We start from the raw sequence: 19,108 nt of genomic DNA, 5'->3' as shown, positions 1-19,108 counted from the left end.
CATGAACGCACCTGCCATCCACTCGCCGCAAGGCTCGCCGCAGGACACGCAAGATTCACCGCAAGTGGCGGTGATTACCGGCGCCGCACGCGGCATCGGTCTTGGCATCGCCACCCGCCTGGCCGAACAGGGCATGCGCGTGGCGCTCTTCGACCGCGATGCCACGGCGCTGGCGGATGCCGTGGGCGGGCTGGTCCACGCGGGCCATCGGGCGATGGGCGTTACCGTCGACCTGACTGATGCCACGGCGGTCAATGCAGCCTTCGAGCACGTGACGGCGTCGATGGGCCACATCGATTGCCTCGTGAACAATGCCGGCGCCGTGCGCGACATGCGCTTCCTGAAGATGACGGACGACGACTGGGACCTCGTCATCAACACCAACCTGCGCTCGCAGTTCCTGTGCTGCCGTGCCGCCTTGCCGGGCATGGTCGAGCGCGGCTACGGCCGCATCGTCAATATTTCCTCCCGTGCGTGGCTGGGCGGCTTTGGCCAGGCCAACTACTCGGCCGCCAAGGGTGGCGTGGTCAGCCTGACGCGATCGCTCGCCATCGAATTCGCGGCCAAGGGCATCACGGTGAACGCCGTCGCGCCGGGCATCGTCGACACGCCGTTGTTCCGCAACTTCGCGCCCGAGGTGCAGGCCCGGCTCCAGAAGTCCGTGCCGGCGCAGCGCATCGGCACGGCCGAGGATATCGCCAATGCAGTGGGCTTCTTCCTTGACCCGCGCGCGGCGTATGTCACGGGGCAGACGCTCTATGTGTGCGGCGGCCGCAGCCTGTCGTCGCCCAGCGTGTAAGGAGCCGCCATGACCGTACACCTGAACATCGACGGGCCCGTGGCCGTGCTGACGATCGACCGGCCCGAGGCACTGAATGCGCTGAACGTGGACGCCTTGCGCGCATTGCGCCAGCATCTCGGCGAGATCCGGGACCGTGACGATGTGCGCGTGGCTATCCTCACCGGCACCGGCACGCGCGCGTTCTGTGCCGGCGCCGACCTCAAGGGCACGCAAACATCGCCGGCAAGCTATCCGGAGGCCTTGTTCCGTAAGCCGGAACACGCCGCCGACCTCGGCCTCTACATCCGGCTGATGGACCTGTCCGGTCTCTCGCTCTGGAAGCCAATGATCGCGGCCATCAACGGGCACTGCCTGGGGGCCGGACTCGAGATCGCCTTGCAGTGCGATATGCGCCTGGCATCCACCCATGCCACCTTTGGCTTGCCCGAGGCAGCCGTCGGCTCGATCCCCGCGGTATCCGGCCTGCATCGCCTGCTCAAGGCCGTGCCGTCCGCGTACGCCATGCAGATGGTGATGACGGGTGAGCGCATCGGCGCCGCCGACGCGCAACGCATCGGGCTGGTCACCGAAGCCGTGGAGCCGGACCGCCTGCTCGACCGCGCGCTGTCGCTGGCGCACAAGGTGGCCGGCAATGCGCCGCTGGCCGTGCAAGCCATCAAGAAGCTGTCACGCCAGACCGCCCATCTGGGCGAAGCCGACGCGCAGGACATCACCGAACTCTACTGGGGCGTGCTGCGGGACACGGCGGACCGCATCGAGGGCCGCAAGGCGTTTGCCGAAAAGCGGCCACCGCACTTCGCGGGCCGCTGAGAACACGCCACACCGACAGTAACGACATCACCACATAACGACATCCCACCTTCAGGAGACAACCATGATTTCCGTATCCCGCGCCGCACGCGCGATCCTGCTCTGCATCGGCACCGTGCTGGCCGCTGGCACCACCGCACCGGTCAATGCGCAGTCCGCATTTCCGACCAAACCCATCACCCTGGTGGTGCCGTTTGCCCCCGGCGGCGGCAACGACATTCTCGCGCGCCTGATTGCCCCGAAGATGAGCCAGCAGCTAGGCCAGACCATCGTGATCGAGAACAAGCCCGGCGCTGGCGGCAACCTTGGTGCCGACTTCGTCGCCCATGCGCCGGCTGACGGCTACACGCTGGTCATCGCCTCGAGCCAGGTCACCATGAACCCGTACCTCGACATGAAGGTGCCGTTCCGGATCGAGCGCGATTTCGAACCCGTGGGACTGATCGCCTCGGTGCCGCTCATGCTGGTGGCCAACCTCGACCAGCCGTTCAAGACCCTCAAGGAGTTCATCGACTACAGCAAGGCCCACCCCGGCAAGCTCAGCTACAGCAGCCCGGGCCCCGGCACGCCGCAGCATCTGGCCGGCGAGGTCTTTGCCAAGATGAACAAGACCGAGCTCCTGCACGTGCCCTATCGCGGCACCGGCCCGTCGATCACGGACCTGATGGGCGGGCAGGTGCAGATCTCCTTTGCCACCTTCGCCTCCGTCATCCAGTACGTGCGCACCGGCAAGCTGCGCGCGCTCGGCATCGCCGGCAAGAGCCGGACGTCGTTGATGCCCGAGCTGCCATCCTTTGCCGAGGCCGGCCTGAAGGGCTACGACGCCGAGCTCTGGTACAGCCTGCTGGCGCCGGCCAAGACGCCGCGTGCCGTGGTGGACAAGGTGAATGGCGCGCTGCTGGCCGCATTGAAGTCGCCCGACGTAAAGGAACAGTTCGCGAAGCAAGGCTTCGAGGCCAAGGGCTCCACGCCCGATGAGCTCAAGGCCTACATCGGCCGGGAGTTGGCGCGCTGGCAGCGCGTGATCACCGAGAACAATATCAAGGTGGCGATGTGAACCCATCCACCGACAATCCCCTGCTCGACGACCTCGGCATCCGGCTGACAAACGTTGGCCGGGGCGAGTGCACCTTCACGCTCGATATCGAGCCCCGGCACCTGAACCGCCAGGGCACCCTGCAGGGCGGCGTCAGCGCCACGCTGCTCGACGCGGCTTGCGGCTACGCCGGGCTGCAGGATCAGGATGGCGCCATGGGCAATGCCGTCACGCTGATGCTGACGATCAGCTATCTCGGCAAAGTCAGCACGGGCCGCGTGCGCGCCGTGGCGATGGTGACCCGCGCGGGCCGCAGCATCTACTTCTCATCGGCCGAACTGGTCACCGATACGGGCGAGCGGATCGCCACGGCCCAGGGCACATTCAAGCGGTCCCGCAATTCCAGGGAGTCATGATCATGTTGCGCAATGCACTCGATGGGCTGACCGTCATCGATTTCACCCAGATTGGCGCGGGCCCTACCTCCACCATGCTGATGGCCGACATGGGCGCGCGCGTGATCAAGGTGGAGCCGCCGGGCGGCGAACTGGGACGGGGCCTCGGCCCCGGCTGGATCGGCGACGACAGCGCCCTGTTCCACGCGTTCAACCGCAACAAGCTCGGCGTCGCGCTGGATCTCAAGTCCCCGGAGGGCGTCACCGTGGCGCGCCGCCTGATTGCCGAAGCTGATATCGTCGTGGAAAGCATGCGCCCCGGCGTGATGGAACGGCTCGGGCTCGGCTATGCGCAACTCGCCCAGGACCATCCCGCGCTGATCTATTGCTCGATCTCCGCCTACGGGCAGCGCGGCCCCTACGCAGACCGCGCCGGCGTGGACGGTATCGTGCAGGCGGATTCCGGCCTCATGAGCCTGATCGGGGTGGAGGGCGGCGAGCCGTGCAAGGTGCAGGCCCCCGTGGTCGACGTGATGACCGGATATGTGGCCGTGGTCGGTATCCTGGCCAGGCTGGCCCAGCGTGCCAAGGATGGCCAGGGCGGCCATCTCGACGTCAACCTGCTGAACGCGGCGCTCGCCTTGCAGCAATCCTCGCTCGCGAGCTATCTGGCCGATGGCGAACTGCCGGTGCGCGCCGGCAGCGCCGCGCCGTACTCCGCGCCGAATCAGGCCTTCCAGACCGCCGACGGCTGGATCATGGTGGCGGCCTACATGCCGGACCGCTGGCGCAGGCTATGCGAGACGCTCGGCCTGTCGGCGCTGGCCGACGACCCGCGCTTTGCCACATCGCCGCTGCGCGTGGCCAATCGCGCGCAAATGGTGCAGGCGTTGACGCAGGTGTTTGTCACGCGCACCACGGACGCATGGCTGCCAGTCCTGCGGCAGGCTGACATTCTCTGCGCGCGCGTGGCCACGTATGCCGATGTAGCGCAGCATCCGCAAGTCCACGCCAACCACATGCTCGCGGAAGTCCACCACGACACGCTGGGCGCCATCCGGATGCCGGGCTTCCCGATCAATAGCGTCGACTGCAATGCACAGCCGATGCGCCCTGCCCCGGCGTGCGGCCAGGATACGGACGCCGTGCTGCGCGAGTTGGGGTATGCGGAGGCCGACATCGCACGGCTGCGCGAATGTCGCGCCATCCACTGCGCCGAATCCAGCCTGCCGACGGCGCGCCACGCTTCTCTCGCTGTCGCGCCATGACCGCGGGCCACGCCCCCAGCTCCCCCGGCAACGGCATGGACGTCGTCGCCACGCTCCATGCCAGGAAGAGCGTGCGCGGCTTTCTTGATACGCCGGTATCGCAGCAAACCGTCGAGGCCATCCTTGCCGTCGCTTCGCGGAGCCCCAGTGCGTCGAACACCCAACCGTGGCGCGTCCACGTCTGCGCCGGCGCCGTGCGCGACCAGCTCAGTGCGGAACTCGTGGCGCTGCATCTCGCTGGCGGCCCCGGTCACGCGGAGGAATACGCCTACTATCCGGCGACCTGGCGCGCGCCCTACCTGTCGCGGCGGCAGGCCGTCGGCAAGGCACTCTACGGCCTGCTGGGAATCCCCAAGGGCGACACTGGCGCGATGACACGCCAGTACGCGCGGAACTTCGATTTCTTCGGCGCGCCGGTGGGCTTGTTCTTCACCATCGAGCGCGACCAGGCGCAGGCAGCGTGGCTGGACCTCGGCATGTTCCTGCATGCCGTGATGCTGGCGGCGGTCGCCCATGGACTCGGTACGTGTGCACAGCAGGCGTTTGCGCGGTATCACCGCCTGATCCGCGCGCGGCTTGCCATCCCGGAGGCGGAGATCGTGGTGTGCGGCATGTCGCTCGGCTACCCGGATCCTGCGGCAGCGGCCAACCAACTGGAAACCCGCCGCGAACCGGTGGACGGCTTTGCACGGTTTGCCGGCTTTACGGGGTCGGGCGATAGCGGTATCGCGCGCTAGGCGGTGGTTTCGAACTGCGCCAGCAGCCACTTGCGGAAGGTCGCCATGCTGGCGCTCTCGTTCCGGTCGGCAGGCGTGAGCAGGTAGTACGTGAAGTCGCCCATGTCCACGGCCTGGCGGAACGGTGCCACCAGCTTGCCAGCGGCCAGGTCATCTTCCACCAGGAAGCGCTGGGCAATGGCGAAGCCCTGCCCTTCCAGCGCCGCCGCGTAGGCCATCGCCGAACTCTGGTAGGTCATGCCGCTGCGCGCGTCGACCAGCTTCTCGGCCTTGGCTGCGGCCAGCCAGCATGCCCAGTCATCGGGCCGCGCAATCGAGTGCAGCAGAACCTGGCGATCCAGATCCGCCGGCTTGCGGACCTTTTTGCCCAGATCGGGGCTGCAGACCGGCACCAGTATGTTCGAGACGAGACGATAGGCGTTGGTGCCGCTCCACTTGCCGTCACCAAGCCGGATCGCGCCGTCGATGTCCTCCCTGCGGAAGTCCACCGGATCGAGCGAGGCCGTGAGCAGCACCTCGATACCGCTGTTGGCCGTATGAAAGCTCGACAGCCGCGGGATCAGCCAGCGCATGGCAAACGTCGTATAGGCACGCACCTTGAGCTGTGTCCGCTTGGTGCGCCGGGTCAGGCGGACGGTCGCCTCGCGCAGTCCGTCCATCGACTTCGTGACCGCACGGTAGTAGTCCTCGCCAGCGCGCGTGAGCGAGATCTGCCGATGCCCGCGCACCAGCAGCTGAATACCGAGGGTGTCTTCGAGCGTCCGAATCTGGCGGCTGACCGCACCGGGCGTGACGTGCAGCTCTTCCGCTGCAATCGTGATGCTCAGGCGTCGCGCGACGGCTTCAAAGGCCCGGAGTGCATTGAGGGGAGGCAGGCGATCCATGGCAAAAATTCTGGCACACGATTGAGGTTTTCTCAATCATCCGAACGGACGTCGCCGACTCCGGAATGTCACACGACATCGATGCCGGCGGACGCGCCAGACAGTGCTTGAAGAATGCAACGGGGTAATGGGGTGCTGGGACCCCGGCATCTCGCACCTGCGCGTGGCACGTGGAGACGCTGATGGATCTGCCGGGCAAGCCGGCTACATGATGAGCTAATGGCCGCGGCCTGATGGCGGCGGCCGGTTTCAGACGCCGAATCCCGGGTCGCCGAACTTCGACAGCAATTGCTCGAGCAGCGCCATGTCTTCCGTGCGCGGCGTGCGATCCTCGGTCACGCGCGACGCGCCGCCATAGGTCGCACTCACATGGCGGCGCACCGTCAGCACGTCATCGGCAGGCGGCGCGATCTCGACGGCGTCGCCCGGCTCGTGGCGATAGCTTCCATCCTTCCAGCCATTGGGCGTCAGGTGCATGATTTCCCATTCGTCGCAAACGGACATGGCGGCTCCTTGGTTATCAGTCAGGCAAGGCAGAGGACGACGCGAGCGTGACGCGGTACTGGGTGGCCGGCACGCGAATTCCGGCGGTTGCGGTGCGTTGCTCAATTCTTGTGACGGTAGTTGATGCGGCCCTTGGTCAGGTCGTAGGGAGACATCTCCAGCGTGACCCGATCGCCGGCAAGGATCCGGATGCGGTTTTTCTTCATGCGGCCCGACGAGTACGCCCATACCTGGAATCCATTCTCCAGGATGACGCGAAAGCGGTTATCGGGCAGCACTTCGGAAACGTGGCCACCAAATTCGACGAGTTCTTCCTTAGCCATGACGGGCTCCCTGATAGGCGTGGGCGGATACGCCCGGGTGATGGGGACGGGTTGCCAGTCGCGCGATGGCGCGTTCGCCGGCGCTACGGGCCGCTTGCTTGGCCTTGGCTGCCGAGCGATGCGTGTCGTGACGCATGGCGACGTTGGCCAGCACGCGTTCCGTGCCGTCCTTGTATTCGCTGATGAGGTACGCGGCAAACCAGACGCCGGGTTGCTGCTCGATGGGATACACGGCTACCGTGTACGGAGATGGAATAGCGTTCATTGTTCTCATATTTCTGTTCGCGCGATCACGCGTGCGGGAGCGAGGGCACCGATGTGCGCCACTGCCAGCCGGAAGGATTCGCCGCGATTGAATGGGGTCAATACCCGCGACACGTATGCATGTCGCCGCGATTGACGCGGAAGTGACCGTGCTTGCGTAGGCCGGTGCGCTGGTACGGGGCGTGCCGGGTACGGAGCGGACCAGGCCGCGGGTCAGGTAGGTGACGGGCCATGTGGCCCGGATCGATTCGGGTGTACGCCCGAAGGGCGCCGGTGGTGAGTAATTGTCTTGAGGCCGGCACCCGGCCGCGGTCGCTTTGAACGCGGGCAAGGTCCCGCACTATAACAGCTTCGCGCGTTGACTGCCGAAAGCGGGGCCCGATGTGACGCAAGGCACCCGAAAGTGCCTTGTGCCTTGCAATCGCGCCCGCCTTAGGTCCGCATAGGCGGGGCGACGCCGGCGCCTTCGATACCGTGGCGTCGCAGCGCATCGGCCACAAAACCCGAGGCCTTCATCTCCTCGATAAAGCCACTCAGCCAGGTGCGCGCGGCACCGCGCCCTTTTGGCACGCCCATGGCCTGCTCGATCACCATGAAGCGCCCGGGCAGCAGCCGCACGCCGCCAACGCGCCGCGCGTCGGCTTCGAGCTGCTGCCTGACGCCTGCCGCAACATCCAGGCGTTCCGCCAGGAACATGTCGGTGACAGCCGGCGAAGTCGGTGCGCGTACCAGCGTGGCCGCACGCAGCTCGCGCGTCAGGAACAGATCGTATGCACTGCCACGGCCGACCACGACGCGCGTGCCCGTACGGTCGACCTCCTCGTTGCGCTGCAGAGCCGAATCATGACGCACGAGATAGGCCCCTTCGATGATCACATACGGTGCCGTGTACTCCATGTCCGCCGCGCGCACTGGATCGATCGCCACGAACGCGAGGTCCACCTGCCGGCCCTTGACCGCTTCGACCACGCTTCCCGCCGATGTAAAGGGCACCAGTTCCGGTGTCAGCGCGAGGCGCCGCGCCGCCTCGCGCGCGAGGTCCACAGAAACGCCCTGGAGATCGCCATTCGCGGCGCGGCTCGCCAGAATCGGATTGCCAAGGTTGATGGCCGCACGCAGCTTGCCGGTGCCGCCCAGCTCCGCGATCGCGGCTTCACGGGAACCGACGGTCCCCGAGCTGCCCGAGGTGGCGCAACCCACCAGCGCGAGTGCGGCGGCAAGCGGCCCGGTGGCGCATATCGTTCGTCGCGTCCGGTCCATCAGAAGTCCACCTTTTGACCGGGTTCGGGAACGAGCACGCTCGTCCTGGCGGAAGCGCCGAGCGCCGCAGAGAATTCCGCCGGCGTACCGCGCAGCTGCGGCGTGGTCTGGTAGTGGATCGGAATCGCGTAGCGGGGCTTGATCATGTCGCGCACCGCAATCGCCGCATCCTGCGGGCCCATCGTGAAGTGGCCGCCAATCGGAATGAGCACGAGGTCGGGCTTGTAGCGCTCGCCGATCAACTCCATGTCGCCGAACAGGCCCGTATCGCCCATATGCCAGATCTTGAAGCCATTCTCGAGTTCGATGATGTAGCCCACGGGTTCTCCGGCGTAGTGGGTTTCATCCTTGTCCGTGGTCGGGTTCTTCCAGACCAGTTCGGACGAGTGTTCGGCGCGCACCGCCGTGATCTTGGGTCCGCCCGCACCGAACGGCGCGATCGTGCCGCTCTTGCCAAACCGCTGCGACAACGCGGCCGGAACCATGCCCAGACTGACGAGCGTCTGCCCCATGCCGCCGCCGGTATAGATGGGCGCGTTGTTCAGCTTGGCCAGCGCAGGCGCATCGCCAAGATGGTCGCCATGGGCGTGTGTCACCAGGATCAGGTCGACCTTGCCCAGCGCGGCAAGCTGCTTGAAATCGGCCGGCGTCTTCGGGTTCGTGGTCAGCCACGGGTCGATGACGATGACTTTGCCACCCGGCGTGGTAATCCGCGTGGCGGCTTGCCCGAGCCAGAGCACCTCGGCCTTGCCAGCGGCAATCTGCCCCGGCGGCTTTGGCTGCTGGGCGCCCGCCGTCGACGTCGTGACGGAGGAAGCGCAGCCGGCGAGCACGGCAACGGCGGCGGCGAGAAAAAGCATGCGGCATCTGATCATGGTTGTCTCCTGCATCGGTTGTAGTGACATCTCAAAATCATTCCACGCCTCCGGTGGCTGCACGACTTCGGCGGAATACGCGCGGCAGGCCTGGGGAGCGCTGTGCAGTATTTGCAACCCACTCCGGCCTGTCAATCGGGGCATGCACCGCCGCGAGCGGCGGGCTCACACCGTCAGGAGCGCGCGGAGCTGACGAATGTCGTTCACCTTCTCGAGGTGGTTGATCCGTTCGATCAATTTCTCGGTCTTGCTGGCGCCAAGCACCGGCGCGATCAGATCGCGAGCCTTGGCATTGACCGCCTCGGTGCTCAGCGGATTCTCCTTGGTACCAGGCGGAAACCGGGTGAAATGATTGACCTTGCGGCCGTCGGTCATCGTCACCTCGACGATGGCACCGCGCGGCGCGGCGGGGTCCATCAACGCCTGATCCGGCACCACCGTGACCTTGGCGCGCTGCGCGGCAATGCGCGGATCGCGCATCAGCGCCACATCGTGGCTGTCGACAAACGACACCGCACCCTTGACCAGCGCGACCGCCACCAGATGCTGGCAGTTCACATCCGGCATGGCGCTTTCCCCGACAATGCCGACCGCATCGGTCGGCAGCTTGACGAGGATGCTGCGGACATTGTCAGGCGTCAGCCCGTGTTCCTTGCGCAATGTCAGCAGCGCATCCAGCGGCGACTGGATGGGGTATCCGACGGAAAACGTCTTGATCGCGGTCTCGGTCACATAGAACCGTTTGCCGAGCTGATCGAGCATGGCTTCCGGCTTTGGCGACGTCGAAAGCGCAATGAACAGGTTGTGCGTGCCATCGAGTACGTCAGACACGCCCGTCAGCCCGGCCTGCACCATGCCGACCGCCGTGACGCCATTGCGCGCGCCCATGCCGGCGAAGTCGAACGCCTTCTCGATATGGTCCTTGTCTTTCACCCAGCTCCACAGCCCGGACACCTGCTGCGCGGAATACGAGAGCGCGTATCGCATGCCGGTTTCATCCAGCCGTGCGAGCGACGCCGCGGCACCCAGCGCGCCAAAGGTCGAGGACGTGCCTTCGGCACTCCGATGCGAGCCGCGCACCAGATCGGGCCCCAGCGCCATCAACAGGCGACAGCACAGGTCATAGCCGAGCGCGACGGCGCGCATGAGTTCGGTGCCGTTGCGCCCCTCCTTTTCTCCCACCGCCAGCGCGGCCGGAACGACGGCGCTGCCGGGATGGGCCTTGGTGACCGGCTCGAAATCGTCGGTCTCGTCGGCGTGCGCGCACATCGCATTCGCCAGCGCAGCATTGACGGTAGTCGTACGAAACGACGCACCCACCACCGAGGCCTGCGGCTGGCCACCAAGCGTGCGCACATACTTCACCGCCATCTCGCCCGGCGTCATGCGCGACCCCGACACCATCGCACCCAACGTATCGAGGATGCGGTGCTTGCAGGCGAGTTCAACCGCCTCAGGCAGCGCCGTGTCGCGCGCGGCGACCATATAGCGCGCCAGCCTGGCGGTGACATCGGCTTTCACGGCGGCATTTGCGGCACCGTTCGCAACGCCATTTGCAACGCCCTCCGCCGCCAGGTCTGCGGCCCGGATCGGCGATGCCGCCAACGCGGCGAGCGCACCGGCGGACTGGAGCACGCGGCGGCGTACCAGCCTGTGATGATCGGACATGTCCCCTCCCGTTCGAATTGTTATCAGGCTCGCGATGCTTCCACCGGACCCTGCCCTTCCAGCCACGACGTCAACGCGTCCACCACGCCTCGCGCAAACATCGCGAACACGGGCTCGCTGACGAAGCCCATGTGCGGCGTCACCACGAGATCGTGGCGCTTCCGCAGTGCATCGTCCGCAGGGACCGGCTCCACGTCGAAGACGTCGATGGCGGCAAGCCCCGGCCGCCCCCGGTCCAGCGCGGCGGGCAGCGCATCCATGTCCACCAGCGCCGATCGCGAGGTATTGACGAGGATGGCGTCCGGGCGCATCAACGCCATGCGGTCGGCATTGATCAGCTTGCGCGTCTCCGGCGTGGGCACCAGATGAAGACTGACGACGCGGGACGTCGCCAGCAAGGTGTCCAGGCTGACTGCGGTGACGCCTTCCACCGCCGCGCGCTCGGGCGTCATGCGTGGGCTCCACGTCACGACGTCCATGCCGAACGCCTTGCCGACGCGCGCCACGCGCTTGCCGATCTCGCCAAGGCCAACCAGGCCAAGGCGCTCGCCGTGGAGCACCCCAGGCAGCGGCGCGCTCTCGGCCGGACGCCAGCCGCCGGCGCGCATCGTCGCCATCTGGGCCTCCAGTTGACGCGTAGCGGCAAGAATCAGCGCCCACGTCATCTCGCAGGTGCTCTCCTTCGACGGCCCCCACTCGGTGTTCGCGACGGGGATGCCACGCTCGCGCAGGGCTTCCACGTCGAGCGTGGTGTTGCGGGTGCCCGTGAACACGACCAGTTTCAGTCGCTCCGCCAGGCGCAGCGTGGCCGCATCGAGCGGCGTGCGGTCGCGTACGAGCACCAGCACGTCCGTATCGCGCAAGACCGCCGCGAGTGCATCCTTTGCCAGCGGCGCGTGATGGAACGAGACGTGCGCCTGGGCCTCGATTGCCGACCAGTCCGCCAGCCGCGTGAGGGCGCGCTCGTAGTCGCCGAGTACCGAAATGCGGGCACGCGTCATGGTTACGGGCGTGCCAGCGCAGTGATGGTGCCGACGTTCGCGGTCTGGCCCAGTTTCCAGCAGGCATCGATCAGCTTGCCCACCTGGCCGGCGCCCAGCACCGGATCGGCCAGCGCGTGGAACTTGGCGTTCAGGTCCGCATCGCGCATCGGCCGCTGCAGGGACCCGATGGCGTGCTCCACCGTCACGTTCACTTCGCGGCCATCCTTGAGCACCGCCTTGACGATCGATGCGGCTTCGTCGACGTTGGCATCGGCCGTCGCCATCACCTTGCGGCGCAGCGCCACCACGTCGTCGCGCGTGACAATGTGGTCCGAGAACTCCTCCTCCGCCGCGCGCCCGAAAATCAGGCCCGCCGCGCAGCCGTGGTAGACGCTGAACTTGGCGAGCAGCCCGTCGGTCGGCTCCTTCTTGCCGGTCAACTCCAGCACCAGCGGGTGCACGCGCAGGTCGATGCGCTCCACATCCTCCGGCCTCACGCCCTGCTCGCGCAGCTGCACGCAGGCGTCGATGCTCGGGTGGATGACGATGCCGCACGCAAACGGCTTGTAGGTGTTGAACGAGATCTCGAAGCGGCTGCCGAGTTCGTCAGTGATCTCGTTCCAGTCCGTCTTGGCGGAGATCACCTGCATGAAGCCGCGCGGGGCTTCCAGCGCCTTGGCGCTCGAGGTGTAGCCGTGACGCGCCATCAGCGCCGACATCAGCCCGGCGCGGGCGGCGCCGCCCGGATGGAACGGCTTGGTCATGGTGCCGAACTGCTCGCGCAGGCCCACCGGCTGCGAGGCGGCGATGCCCAGCGCCATGGTGGTCTTGTCGGCGTCGAGCCCCAGCAGGCGCGAGCACGCGGCGGCGGCGCCGAGCATGCCGGTGGACCCGGTGATATGCCAGCCACGGTCGTAGTGATCGGGATACATCGCGTTGCCGACGCGGCAGGCCACGTCGATGCCCAGCACGATCGCATCGGTGACCGCGCGGCCGCTGGCGCCCGTATGCTCGGCCAGCGCCAGCACCGCCGAGGCCACCGGCCCGGCCGGATGGATGATCGTCTTCAGATGCGTGTCATCGAAGTCGAACGTATGCGAGGTGATGCCGTTGACCAGCGCGGCACTGGCCATGTCCACCTTCTCGCGCCGGCCCAGCACCGTCGCCTGCGCGGCGGGTTGCAGCTCGGCCACGGCGGCCAGCGCGGCCTGTGCGGATTCGTGCCCGGCCGCGCCCACGGCGCAGCCCAGCCAGTTCATGAACGTGCGATGGGCTTCGTGGTCGACCTCCGGGCTCCAGCCCTGGGACGGATGGGTCGCGACAAAGTTGCCCAGGATGCGGGTGACGGCCGGGGCGTTGTGATCGGCGGCGACGTGGGTGTTGCGGGCCATGAAAAATTCCTTGTTCAGTGAGACTGCAGAGACGTGAAATCGGTTTGTCGATCAGGTATCGAGCCGGATGCCGCGATCGCGGGCAAGCTGGCGCCAGCGATTGACCTCATCGGCGATGTAGCGGCGAAACTGGTCGGGCGTCATCGGCGTGGGCTGCAACGCCTCCGACGACAGCTTGTCGGCAAGGTCCGGGCTCTTGAGCACGGTGTTCAGCGAACTGTTCAGGCGCGCCACCACGTCCGCGGGCATGCCGGCGGGGCCCACCACGCCATACCACTGCATGGCGTCGAAGCCCTTGAGCCCGGTTTCCTCGAGCGTGGGCGTGTTCTTCAGCAGCGGATGGCGGGCGTGGCCCGTCACGGCCAGCGCCCTCGCGCGGCCGGAGCGGATATGGGGCAACGCTGCCGACAGGCCCGGGAACATCGCCTGCGTCTGGCCGCCGATGAGGTCGTTGAAAGCCGGAGCGATGCCGCGATAAGCCGCGTGGGTCATCTTCAGGTCGAGTTGCTGGGCCAGCAATTCCATCGTCAGGTGCGTCAGCGATCCCGGCCCAGCCGAGCCATAGGCCACCGGCTGCTTGCGTGCGTACTCGATGAATTCCTTCAGATTGGCCACCGGCAACGCGCTGTTGACCACCAGCACATTGGGCGTGCCGCCGATCATGCCGATCGGCGTGAAATCCTTGACGGGGTCGTAGGGCACCTTGCGCGTGGCGGGGTTGGTGCCGTGCGTGGCCACATACCCCTGCATCAGGCTGTAGCCGTCCGGGCTGGCCTTGGCCGTCATCTGGCAGGCGATCACGCCGCCACCACCGGCCTGGTTCTCGACCACCATCGACTGGCCGAGCACGCGGCCCCAGCGATCGGCGACCGTTCGGCCGATCAGGTCAGAGCCGCCGCCGGCGGCAACCGGTACGACATAGCGCAGCGGCTTGTTGGGAAACGTGTCTTGCGCGTCCGCAAGGCCAGGGACGGCCAGCAGCATCGCGCTGGCCTTGATCAGGGTCCGGCGTGTGGAATTCATGTCTCCTCCGGGCGCACCATTGAGTCGCTTGGGCGCTGTTTTCTTGGAATGGCTCCCGGCCCTGCACGAGCCGGATGGCAGGGAGAATCATCGCGCCCCACGCGATCGTTGTGAATTGCAAATTTCCGTGCGATTGATGCAAGCTGAACATCAATGGGAAATCTGGCTGGAGTCTGGTTGAAGTCTCGCTGGAGTCATGCCGGCGCACGCGCGGCACCGGACGGCCGGGATCGGCCTGATCCCGGCAACGCGGGAGCGTGACAGTGCCCACGTTTGACGTGTGGTGGGTGATATCGGGACGAACGCGGGGAAGGGGGAGGCGGGCGAAGGGGGCGAAGGGGGGCGAAGGGAGGGCGACGCCGACGGCCTCGCTTACAGCGCGCGCTGGCGCCCTACAGCTTGAGCGTCGAGAGCAGGATGCTCGTTTCGGTGTTGGTGATGCCAGGAACGAGGCGGATGGCACTGAGAATCCGGTCGAAGGATTCGAGGTTGTCGGCGCGCAGTTCGGCCATCAAATCCCAGCGCCCGTTGGTGGTATGCAGTGCCACCACGTTAGGGTGACCACGCAGTGCGCGCCGGACTTCCTCGCTACGGTCGCCGCCCACCTCGATGCTCATGATGGCGCGGATACGGAATGCCTCGACCTCGGGACGCAGCCGGACGGTGTAGCCAACGATGATGCCTTCGTTTTCCAGCTTCGCCAGGCGATTCTGCACAGTGGCACGCGCCACGCGCAGCTTCTTTGCCAGCAATACAACCGGCATGCGGGCGTTGTCGCGCAGCAGTGCAATGAGCTGTCGGTCGGTGTCGTCCATGAAGATGGCAGATTGCTTTATGTGGATAGCAAAGTGTATGACGCAAGGATGCTTTTGCCAATCCGCATGATTCAAACTGACGTGCCTTGTCGCGACAATTCTTCCTGTCGCGCGCAACGTTCAAGCAGCGCTTCTCATCTCGACACCATGAAATAGACTCAATGGGCGATGGTTGCCGGGCGGGCAAAGTGCTGTGTACCCGGCTTCCTGCTCCACGGTGACGACTACATGTATCAGGCGGTCCGCCCGACACCGCTTGTCCATCAAGGAATCCATCATGCCCAAGATTGATACTGTCCTGTTCACAGGCAAGACCCACACCACGATCAACCGGGACCCCGGCGCCCAGCGTGGCGAGCACGGCGTCGTCGACATCAAGCTGTCGGCGCCCGGCGGTGAAGATCACACGTTTGTCGCCGTCGAACCGCATCCGAGCGCCGAGCAGTTGTTTGCAGGCGCCTGGTCGGCCTGTTACATCACTGCGTTCGGGATCGCCGCCTCGCTGAAGAAGGTCACGCTGCCACCCGACTATTCCGTGGATATCCAGGTGGATGTGGGCCAGACTGGCCCCGCCTGGTTCCTCGGCGCCCAGTTCACCGTCCGCGTGCCGGGCCTGGCACAGGACGTCGCCGAGGCGATCGCGCACTCGGCGCATCAAATCTGCCCGTACTCGAAGGCCGTGCGCGGAAATATCGAGGTCGCCCTCAACGTCATCACGGCGTGATCCGGCAGGGCAACGTGTGCAGCGCGGAAGCTGGCTGACCAGCGCCCAAAGTCGGCCAGTTTCCGCCGTTTCACAACGTATCGCCCCCACGGCGGCGTGCCTGCCCCCCCTTGAAGGGGTAAACCTTAAAAGAGGTAAACCATTCGGCGAGATTGCCGTTATGTGTCGCAGGGGCTCACACTGTGCCAGCTCGCGGGACCACTCGCGGGCGCGCAGGGATCGGGCATCGTATCCTCCTCTGCCGCACCTGACGCCATGCAACTCTTCCGCTCTTGCCGGATCATCTGCGCAGCTTGCTTGTTTTGGGTAGCCCCGCTTGCCGTGGCGCAAACACCCATCGTGCTGTACTCGGAGGCCGGCCAGCGCCCCCAGTCCTACGAAGAAAACGGCATGCCCAAAGGGGCGTATATCGAAAACCTGCAGCGAGTCCTCAAAAGGATTCCCGAATACAAGGTGCAGATTCGGTTTTCGTCGTGGGCTCGCGCGGTGGAAGAAGCCAAGATCGGCAACAGCGCCGGCGTGCTCGGCGTGTATTACCGCCCCAAGGAGCGGCCGTTCCTGAATCACTCCAAGCCGTTCTACACCGAAGATGTCGCGGTGCATTGCAACCGGGATTCGATTGAAGGCCGCACCTTCAATACCTATCCGGACGATTTCGTCGGCCTGAAGTTCGGCAACCAGCGTCGCTACCTGGCGCCCGGCAAGCACTTTTTCCAGCTCGTCAGCGAGGGCAAGATCGAACTGGTCGAGGGACATGAATTCCAGGATCTCGTCAAGAAGATGCTGGTGCAGGAGATCGACTGCGTGGTTAACCCCAGTGTTGTCATCAACGAGGCGTTGATCACGCTGGAAGCCCAGGGCCTTCCGGAGCGCATGCGCTACAAGTCCAGGCGGGTCATGGCCATCAAGAGCGAAACCGTCCATATCGGATTCAGCAAGAAGTATGAGGAATCGCATCCGGAACTCGCCAGGTTCCGGATGCTGTTCGACAAGGCGGCAGATGAATAGAATGCTCCCCTGACAACCCGAGATCGCGCATTCATGCCACTGCTACCACCGGTTCAATCGATCCGGAACCGGATGATCGTGCTGTTTATCGTCGCCACGACGACAACGTTGGGCGCCTTTGGTGCGCATCGGCAATGGCAGTTGCAGCAGGATCTCGAGCAGCGTTTCGAGCGGACACGCGCGGAAGTCCTGGAAGGACTCAAGGAAAGCCTGGCGGCACCGGCCTGGGCACTGAACGTGGGGATCCTGCGGACCCGGCTCGAGTCAACCCTGATCCATCCCGAAGTCACCGAAGCCTGCGTTTTTTCGCCCGACCGGCAGGAGGTCTATGCCGACGTCCGCCGCACGGTGGCCGCGGGCCGCCCCCCCTCGCCCGGCGCGTTACCCTGCGCGGCGGCCAACGGGCGTGACGTCCTGGCCGAGATAACGCTCTACCCTCCGGACAACATCGATCCGGAGCGCAGGAATCAGGCGATCGGCACGGCCGTCATCCGCCTCACCCGCGACAACATGCACGAGACCCTGCGCGCGGCGATGGTCCAGGGCGTCACCGAGGTAGCCGCCATCGACGTGGCGCTGATACTGCTGCTGACCTTCGGGCTGCGGATGGTTTTCCGGCCCATCGAACATCTGCGGGGAGCCCTGCTCGAGCTTGCCTCGACCCATGGCGACCATCTCGACGAGCTTGCCAGGCTGGGCCGTACGGAGTTCGACAGCGTCATCGACGCCTTCAACCTGGTCCTGCGCCGGCTCAAGCTGATCATTGCACAGCGCACGGAAGCCGAAATGGCCGCGCGAGCGGCCACGCAGACCAGCAACGAAGCCTTCGCGCAAATCCAGGCTACCCAGGCGGAACTGGTCGAGAAGAACCGGCAGCTCGAAGCGCTTTCCAAGACCGACCAGCTCACGGGCGTATTCAACCGCCGGCACCTGAACGACGTGCTCACCCGCGCGCTGGAGCGCACCCGACGCGACGGCAGCCTGTTCTCGATCATCCTGATCGACGTGGACCGCTTCAAATCCGTCAACGACACCCACGGTCACCAGGTTGGCGACCGGGTGCTGGTAGAAATGGCCGGCCGCATCCTCGACGCCAAGCGGGCGACGGATACCGTCGGTCGCTGGGGCGGCGAAGAATTCCTGCTGATCTGCGCCGATACCGGCCTGCAGGACGCCGTGCGGTTCGCCCAAAGGCTGCGCAACGCGGTCTCGGAGCGCGACTTCTACGTAACGGGGCGGATGACCGCGAGCCTCGGCGTGGCTTGCGTGCAGGAGGGCGACACCATTCACGGCATGATCTCGCGCGCCGACGAAGCCCTGTATCGAAGCAAGGAGCTTGGGCGAAATCGCGTCGAATACGCGGCCGACGGTATCGCAACGATGCCCGATGGCGAACCACGCATGCGTTGATCTTCCGGGCAAGTCCTTGCCTTGAGACAGCGTCCGCGGCGTCCCGCGTCGGCGGCTTGACCCGGCGCTGTTGCACCGCTGCGACACCCCTCTTCGACACCGCATTGCCTGCTGCACCAGTGTGGATAATCCGGACGTCGCACGACACTGCGTGCATAGATTTTCCACAATCATTGGCATCTGATCGGAGATTGCATGCTTCGCCATAGAATCGCTTCAACGGTCGCAGCGATTGTCATTCCTCTCCCCGCAATTGCCGCGGACTACGCGCTCCCGGCGGGTACCTCCATTGCGGGCCGCACGGTTGCTCAACTGTCGACGGACTGGTGGCAGTGGGCGATGTCGATACCGGCGGAAGTCAATCCGGTCCGCGATCCGACAGGTGCGAACTGTGGCACTGCCCAGCAGGGCGCGGTGTGGTTCCTTGCTGGCGGCTTTGGCTCCTCGAAAATCAAGCGGACTTGCGTCGTTCCGGCCAACAAGTCCTTGTTCTTTCCGGTGGTCAATATGGTGTATTACCCCGCCAGGGGGAATGACGCCTACACATGCGGACAAGCCAAGGCGTCAGCCGCGCTCAACAATGATTCCGCAATGGATCTGTTCGTGGAGTTGAACGGGGCTGCGCTCGAGGACGTGAAGAAGTATCGCGTCGCAACCGACAAATGCTTTGATATTTTCGAGCGTGTGCAGCCCGAGCAGCGCCCCTACACGGCATATCCGTCCGCGTCAGATGGATACTGGGTCTTGCTGAAGCCCCTTCAACGCGGGCGCTACACCCTCAAGTTCGGCGGTCGATACAACCAGCAGTCGAGCGCCTACGGCCGCATGATTCAGGATATCGAGTACGAACTGGTGGTCGAGTAACGATACACGCGTCGGCGCGGTATTCGCCGTGGATTTCACAGAGTTCTGAGGCATCGGCGTGAGA

General features: G+C 65.5%; 21 protein-coding genes. 10 read left to right on the top strand and 11 right to left on the bottom strand.

Translation table 11 applies throughout. The annotated features are described in order from the left end of the window. Nucleotide 1 precedes the first annotated feature (1 nt). From BLR29_RS11100 to BLR29_RS11075, 6 genes are all read left to right on the top strand, one after another. Nucleotides 2–799 (top strand): SDR family NAD(P)-dependent oxidoreductase, encoded by a 798-nt coding sequence (locus tag BLR29_RS11100; RefSeq protein ID WP_092137022.1) that lies wholly within the window; start codon nucleotides 2–4, stop codon nucleotides 797–799. Nucleotides 800–808: 9 nt separating this feature from the next. Then, nucleotides 809–1,612 carry an enoyl-CoA hydratase/isomerase family protein gene (locus BLR29_RS11095; protein ID WP_092137021.1) on the top strand — a complete coding sequence of 268 codons (804 nt, stop codon included), beginning with the start codon at nucleotides 809–811 and terminating at the stop codon, nucleotides 1,610–1,612. Nucleotides 1,613–1,676: 64 nt separating this feature from the next. Beyond that, on the top strand, nucleotides 1,677–2,669 hold the full coding sequence (locus BLR29_RS11090) for a Bug family tripartite tricarboxylate transporter substrate binding protein (protein ID WP_092137020.1): 993 nt from the start codon (nucleotides 1,677–1,679) through the stop codon (nucleotides 2,667–2,669). Then, nucleotides 2,666–3,064: a PaaI family thioesterase gene (locus tag BLR29_RS11085; RefSeq protein ID WP_092137019.1), complete on the top strand. Its 399-nt coding sequence runs from the start codon at nucleotides 2,666–2,668 to the stop codon at nucleotides 3,062–3,064. Before BLR29_RS11090 ends, BLR29_RS11085 begins: the two co-directional genes overlap by 4 nt. Before the next feature lie 2 nt (nucleotides 3,065–3,066). Then, nucleotides 3,067–4,311: a CaiB/BaiF CoA transferase family protein gene (locus BLR29_RS11080; protein ID WP_092137018.1), complete on the top strand. Its 1,245-nt coding sequence runs from the start codon at nucleotides 3,067–3,069 to the stop codon at nucleotides 4,309–4,311. Then, nucleotides 4,308–5,048 (top strand): nitroreductase, encoded by a 741-nt coding sequence (locus tag BLR29_RS11075; RefSeq protein ID WP_092137017.1) that lies wholly within the window; start codon nucleotides 4,308–4,310, stop codon nucleotides 5,046–5,048. Before BLR29_RS11080 ends, BLR29_RS11075 begins: the two co-directional genes overlap by 4 nt. On the opposite strand, the gene gcvA is transcribed toward BLR29_RS11075, so the two are convergent. The 11 genes from gcvA to BLR29_RS11020 all read right to left on the bottom strand — a co-directional run bounded on the left by gcvA (nucleotide 5,045) and on the right by BLR29_RS11020 (nucleotide 15,038). Next, the gene (gene gcvA, locus BLR29_RS11070) at nucleotides 5,045–5,932 is read right to left on the bottom strand and encodes a transcriptional regulator GcvA (RefSeq protein ID WP_092137016.1); all 888 of its coding nucleotides are present in this window, start codon (nucleotides 5,930–5,932) and stop codon (nucleotides 5,045–5,047) included. The two genes, BLR29_RS11075 and gcvA, sit on opposite strands and share 4 nt — an antisense overlap. A 249-nt stretch (nucleotides 5,933–6,181) precedes the next feature. Further along, nucleotides 6,182–6,436 (bottom strand): translation initiation factor 1, encoded by a 255-nt coding sequence (locus BLR29_RS11065; RefSeq protein WP_092137015.1) that lies wholly within the window; start codon nucleotides 6,434–6,436, stop codon nucleotides 6,182–6,184. Nucleotides 6,437–6,537: 101 nt separating this feature from the next. Further along, nucleotides 6,538–6,759: a translation initiation factor IF-1 gene (gene infA, locus BLR29_RS11060; protein WP_092137014.1), complete on the bottom strand. Its 222-nt coding sequence runs from the start codon at nucleotides 6,757–6,759 to the stop codon at nucleotides 6,538–6,540. Next, nucleotides 6,752–7,024: an isochorismatase gene (locus tag BLR29_RS11055; RefSeq protein WP_092137013.1), complete on the bottom strand. Its 273-nt coding sequence runs from the start codon at nucleotides 7,022–7,024 to the stop codon at nucleotides 6,752–6,754. Before BLR29_RS11055 ends, infA begins: the two co-directional genes overlap by 8 nt. Before the next feature lie 431 nt (nucleotides 7,025–7,455). Further along, nucleotides 7,456–8,283, bottom strand: coding sequence for an ABC transporter substrate-binding protein (locus tag BLR29_RS11050; protein WP_092137012.1), 828 nt, complete (start codon nucleotides 8,281–8,283; stop codon nucleotides 7,456–7,458). Continuing rightward, a complete protein-coding gene (locus BLR29_RS11045; protein WP_092137011.1) occupies nucleotides 8,283–9,158 on the bottom strand; it encodes a metal-dependent hydrolase in 876 nt (291 codons plus the stop codon). Before BLR29_RS11045 ends, BLR29_RS11050 begins: the two co-directional genes overlap by 1 nt. A gap of 165 nt (nucleotides 9,159–9,323) precedes the next feature. After that, nucleotides 9,324–10,826, bottom strand: coding sequence for an MmgE/PrpD family protein (locus BLR29_RS11040; RefSeq protein WP_092137010.1), 1,503 nt, complete (start codon nucleotides 10,824–10,826; stop codon nucleotides 9,324–9,326). Nucleotides 10,827–10,849: 23 nt separating this feature from the next. Further along, the gene (locus BLR29_RS11035; RefSeq protein ID WP_092137009.1) at nucleotides 10,850–11,827 is read right to left on the bottom strand and encodes a D-2-hydroxyacid dehydrogenase family protein; all 978 of its coding nucleotides are present in this window, start codon (nucleotides 11,825–11,827) and stop codon (nucleotides 10,850–10,852) included. A gap of 2 nt (nucleotides 11,828–11,829) precedes the next feature. Beyond that, complete coding sequence (locus tag BLR29_RS11030) at nucleotides 11,830–13,200, bottom strand: MmgE/PrpD family protein (RefSeq protein WP_092137008.1); 1,371 nt, start codon at nucleotides 13,198–13,200, stop codon at nucleotides 11,830–11,832. 51 nt (nucleotides 13,201–13,251) lie between these two features. Next, the gene (locus BLR29_RS11025; RefSeq protein ID WP_092137007.1) at nucleotides 13,252–14,223 is read right to left on the bottom strand and encodes a Bug family tripartite tricarboxylate transporter substrate binding protein; all 972 of its coding nucleotides are present in this window, start codon (nucleotides 14,221–14,223) and stop codon (nucleotides 13,252–13,254) included. 392 nt (nucleotides 14,224–14,615) lie between these two features. After that, the gene (locus tag BLR29_RS11020; protein WP_092137006.1) at nucleotides 14,616–15,038 is read right to left on the bottom strand and encodes an Lrp/AsnC family transcriptional regulator; all 423 of its coding nucleotides are present in this window, start codon (nucleotides 15,036–15,038) and stop codon (nucleotides 14,616–14,618) included. 277 nt (nucleotides 15,039–15,315) lie between these two features. Between BLR29_RS11020 and BLR29_RS11015 the strand changes: the two genes are divergently transcribed. The 4 genes from BLR29_RS11015 to BLR29_RS11000 all read left to right on the top strand — a co-directional run bounded on the left by BLR29_RS11015 (nucleotide 15,316) and on the right by BLR29_RS11000 (nucleotide 19,044). After that, nucleotides 15,316–15,762: an Ohr family peroxiredoxin gene (locus BLR29_RS11015; protein ID WP_092137005.1), complete on the top strand. Its 447-nt coding sequence runs from the start codon at nucleotides 15,316–15,318 to the stop codon at nucleotides 15,760–15,762. A gap of 297 nt (nucleotides 15,763–16,059) precedes the next feature. Beyond that, the gene (locus tag BLR29_RS11010; RefSeq protein WP_143018444.1) at nucleotides 16,060–16,770 is read left to right on the top strand and encodes a type 2 periplasmic-binding domain-containing protein; all 711 of its coding nucleotides are present in this window, start codon (nucleotides 16,060–16,062) and stop codon (nucleotides 16,768–16,770) included. A gap of 72 nt (nucleotides 16,771–16,842) precedes the next feature. Further along, complete coding sequence (locus BLR29_RS11005; protein ID WP_176860923.1) at nucleotides 16,843–18,180, top strand: GGDEF domain-containing protein; 1,338 nt, start codon at nucleotides 16,843–16,845, stop codon at nucleotides 18,178–18,180. Between the two features lie 195 nt (nucleotides 18,181–18,375). Further along, entirely contained in the window at nucleotides 18,376–19,044 is a 669-nt protein-coding gene (locus BLR29_RS11000) for a hypothetical protein (protein WP_092137002.1), read from the top strand. Nucleotides 19,045–19,108: the final 64 nt, after the last annotated feature.

Source organism: Cupriavidus sp. YR651, assembly GCF_900101625.1.
Lineage (GTDB): Bacteria > Pseudomonadota > Gammaproteobacteria > Burkholderiales > Burkholderiaceae > Cupriavidus.
This window is presented reverse-complemented; position numbering and strand designations above follow the sequence as displayed.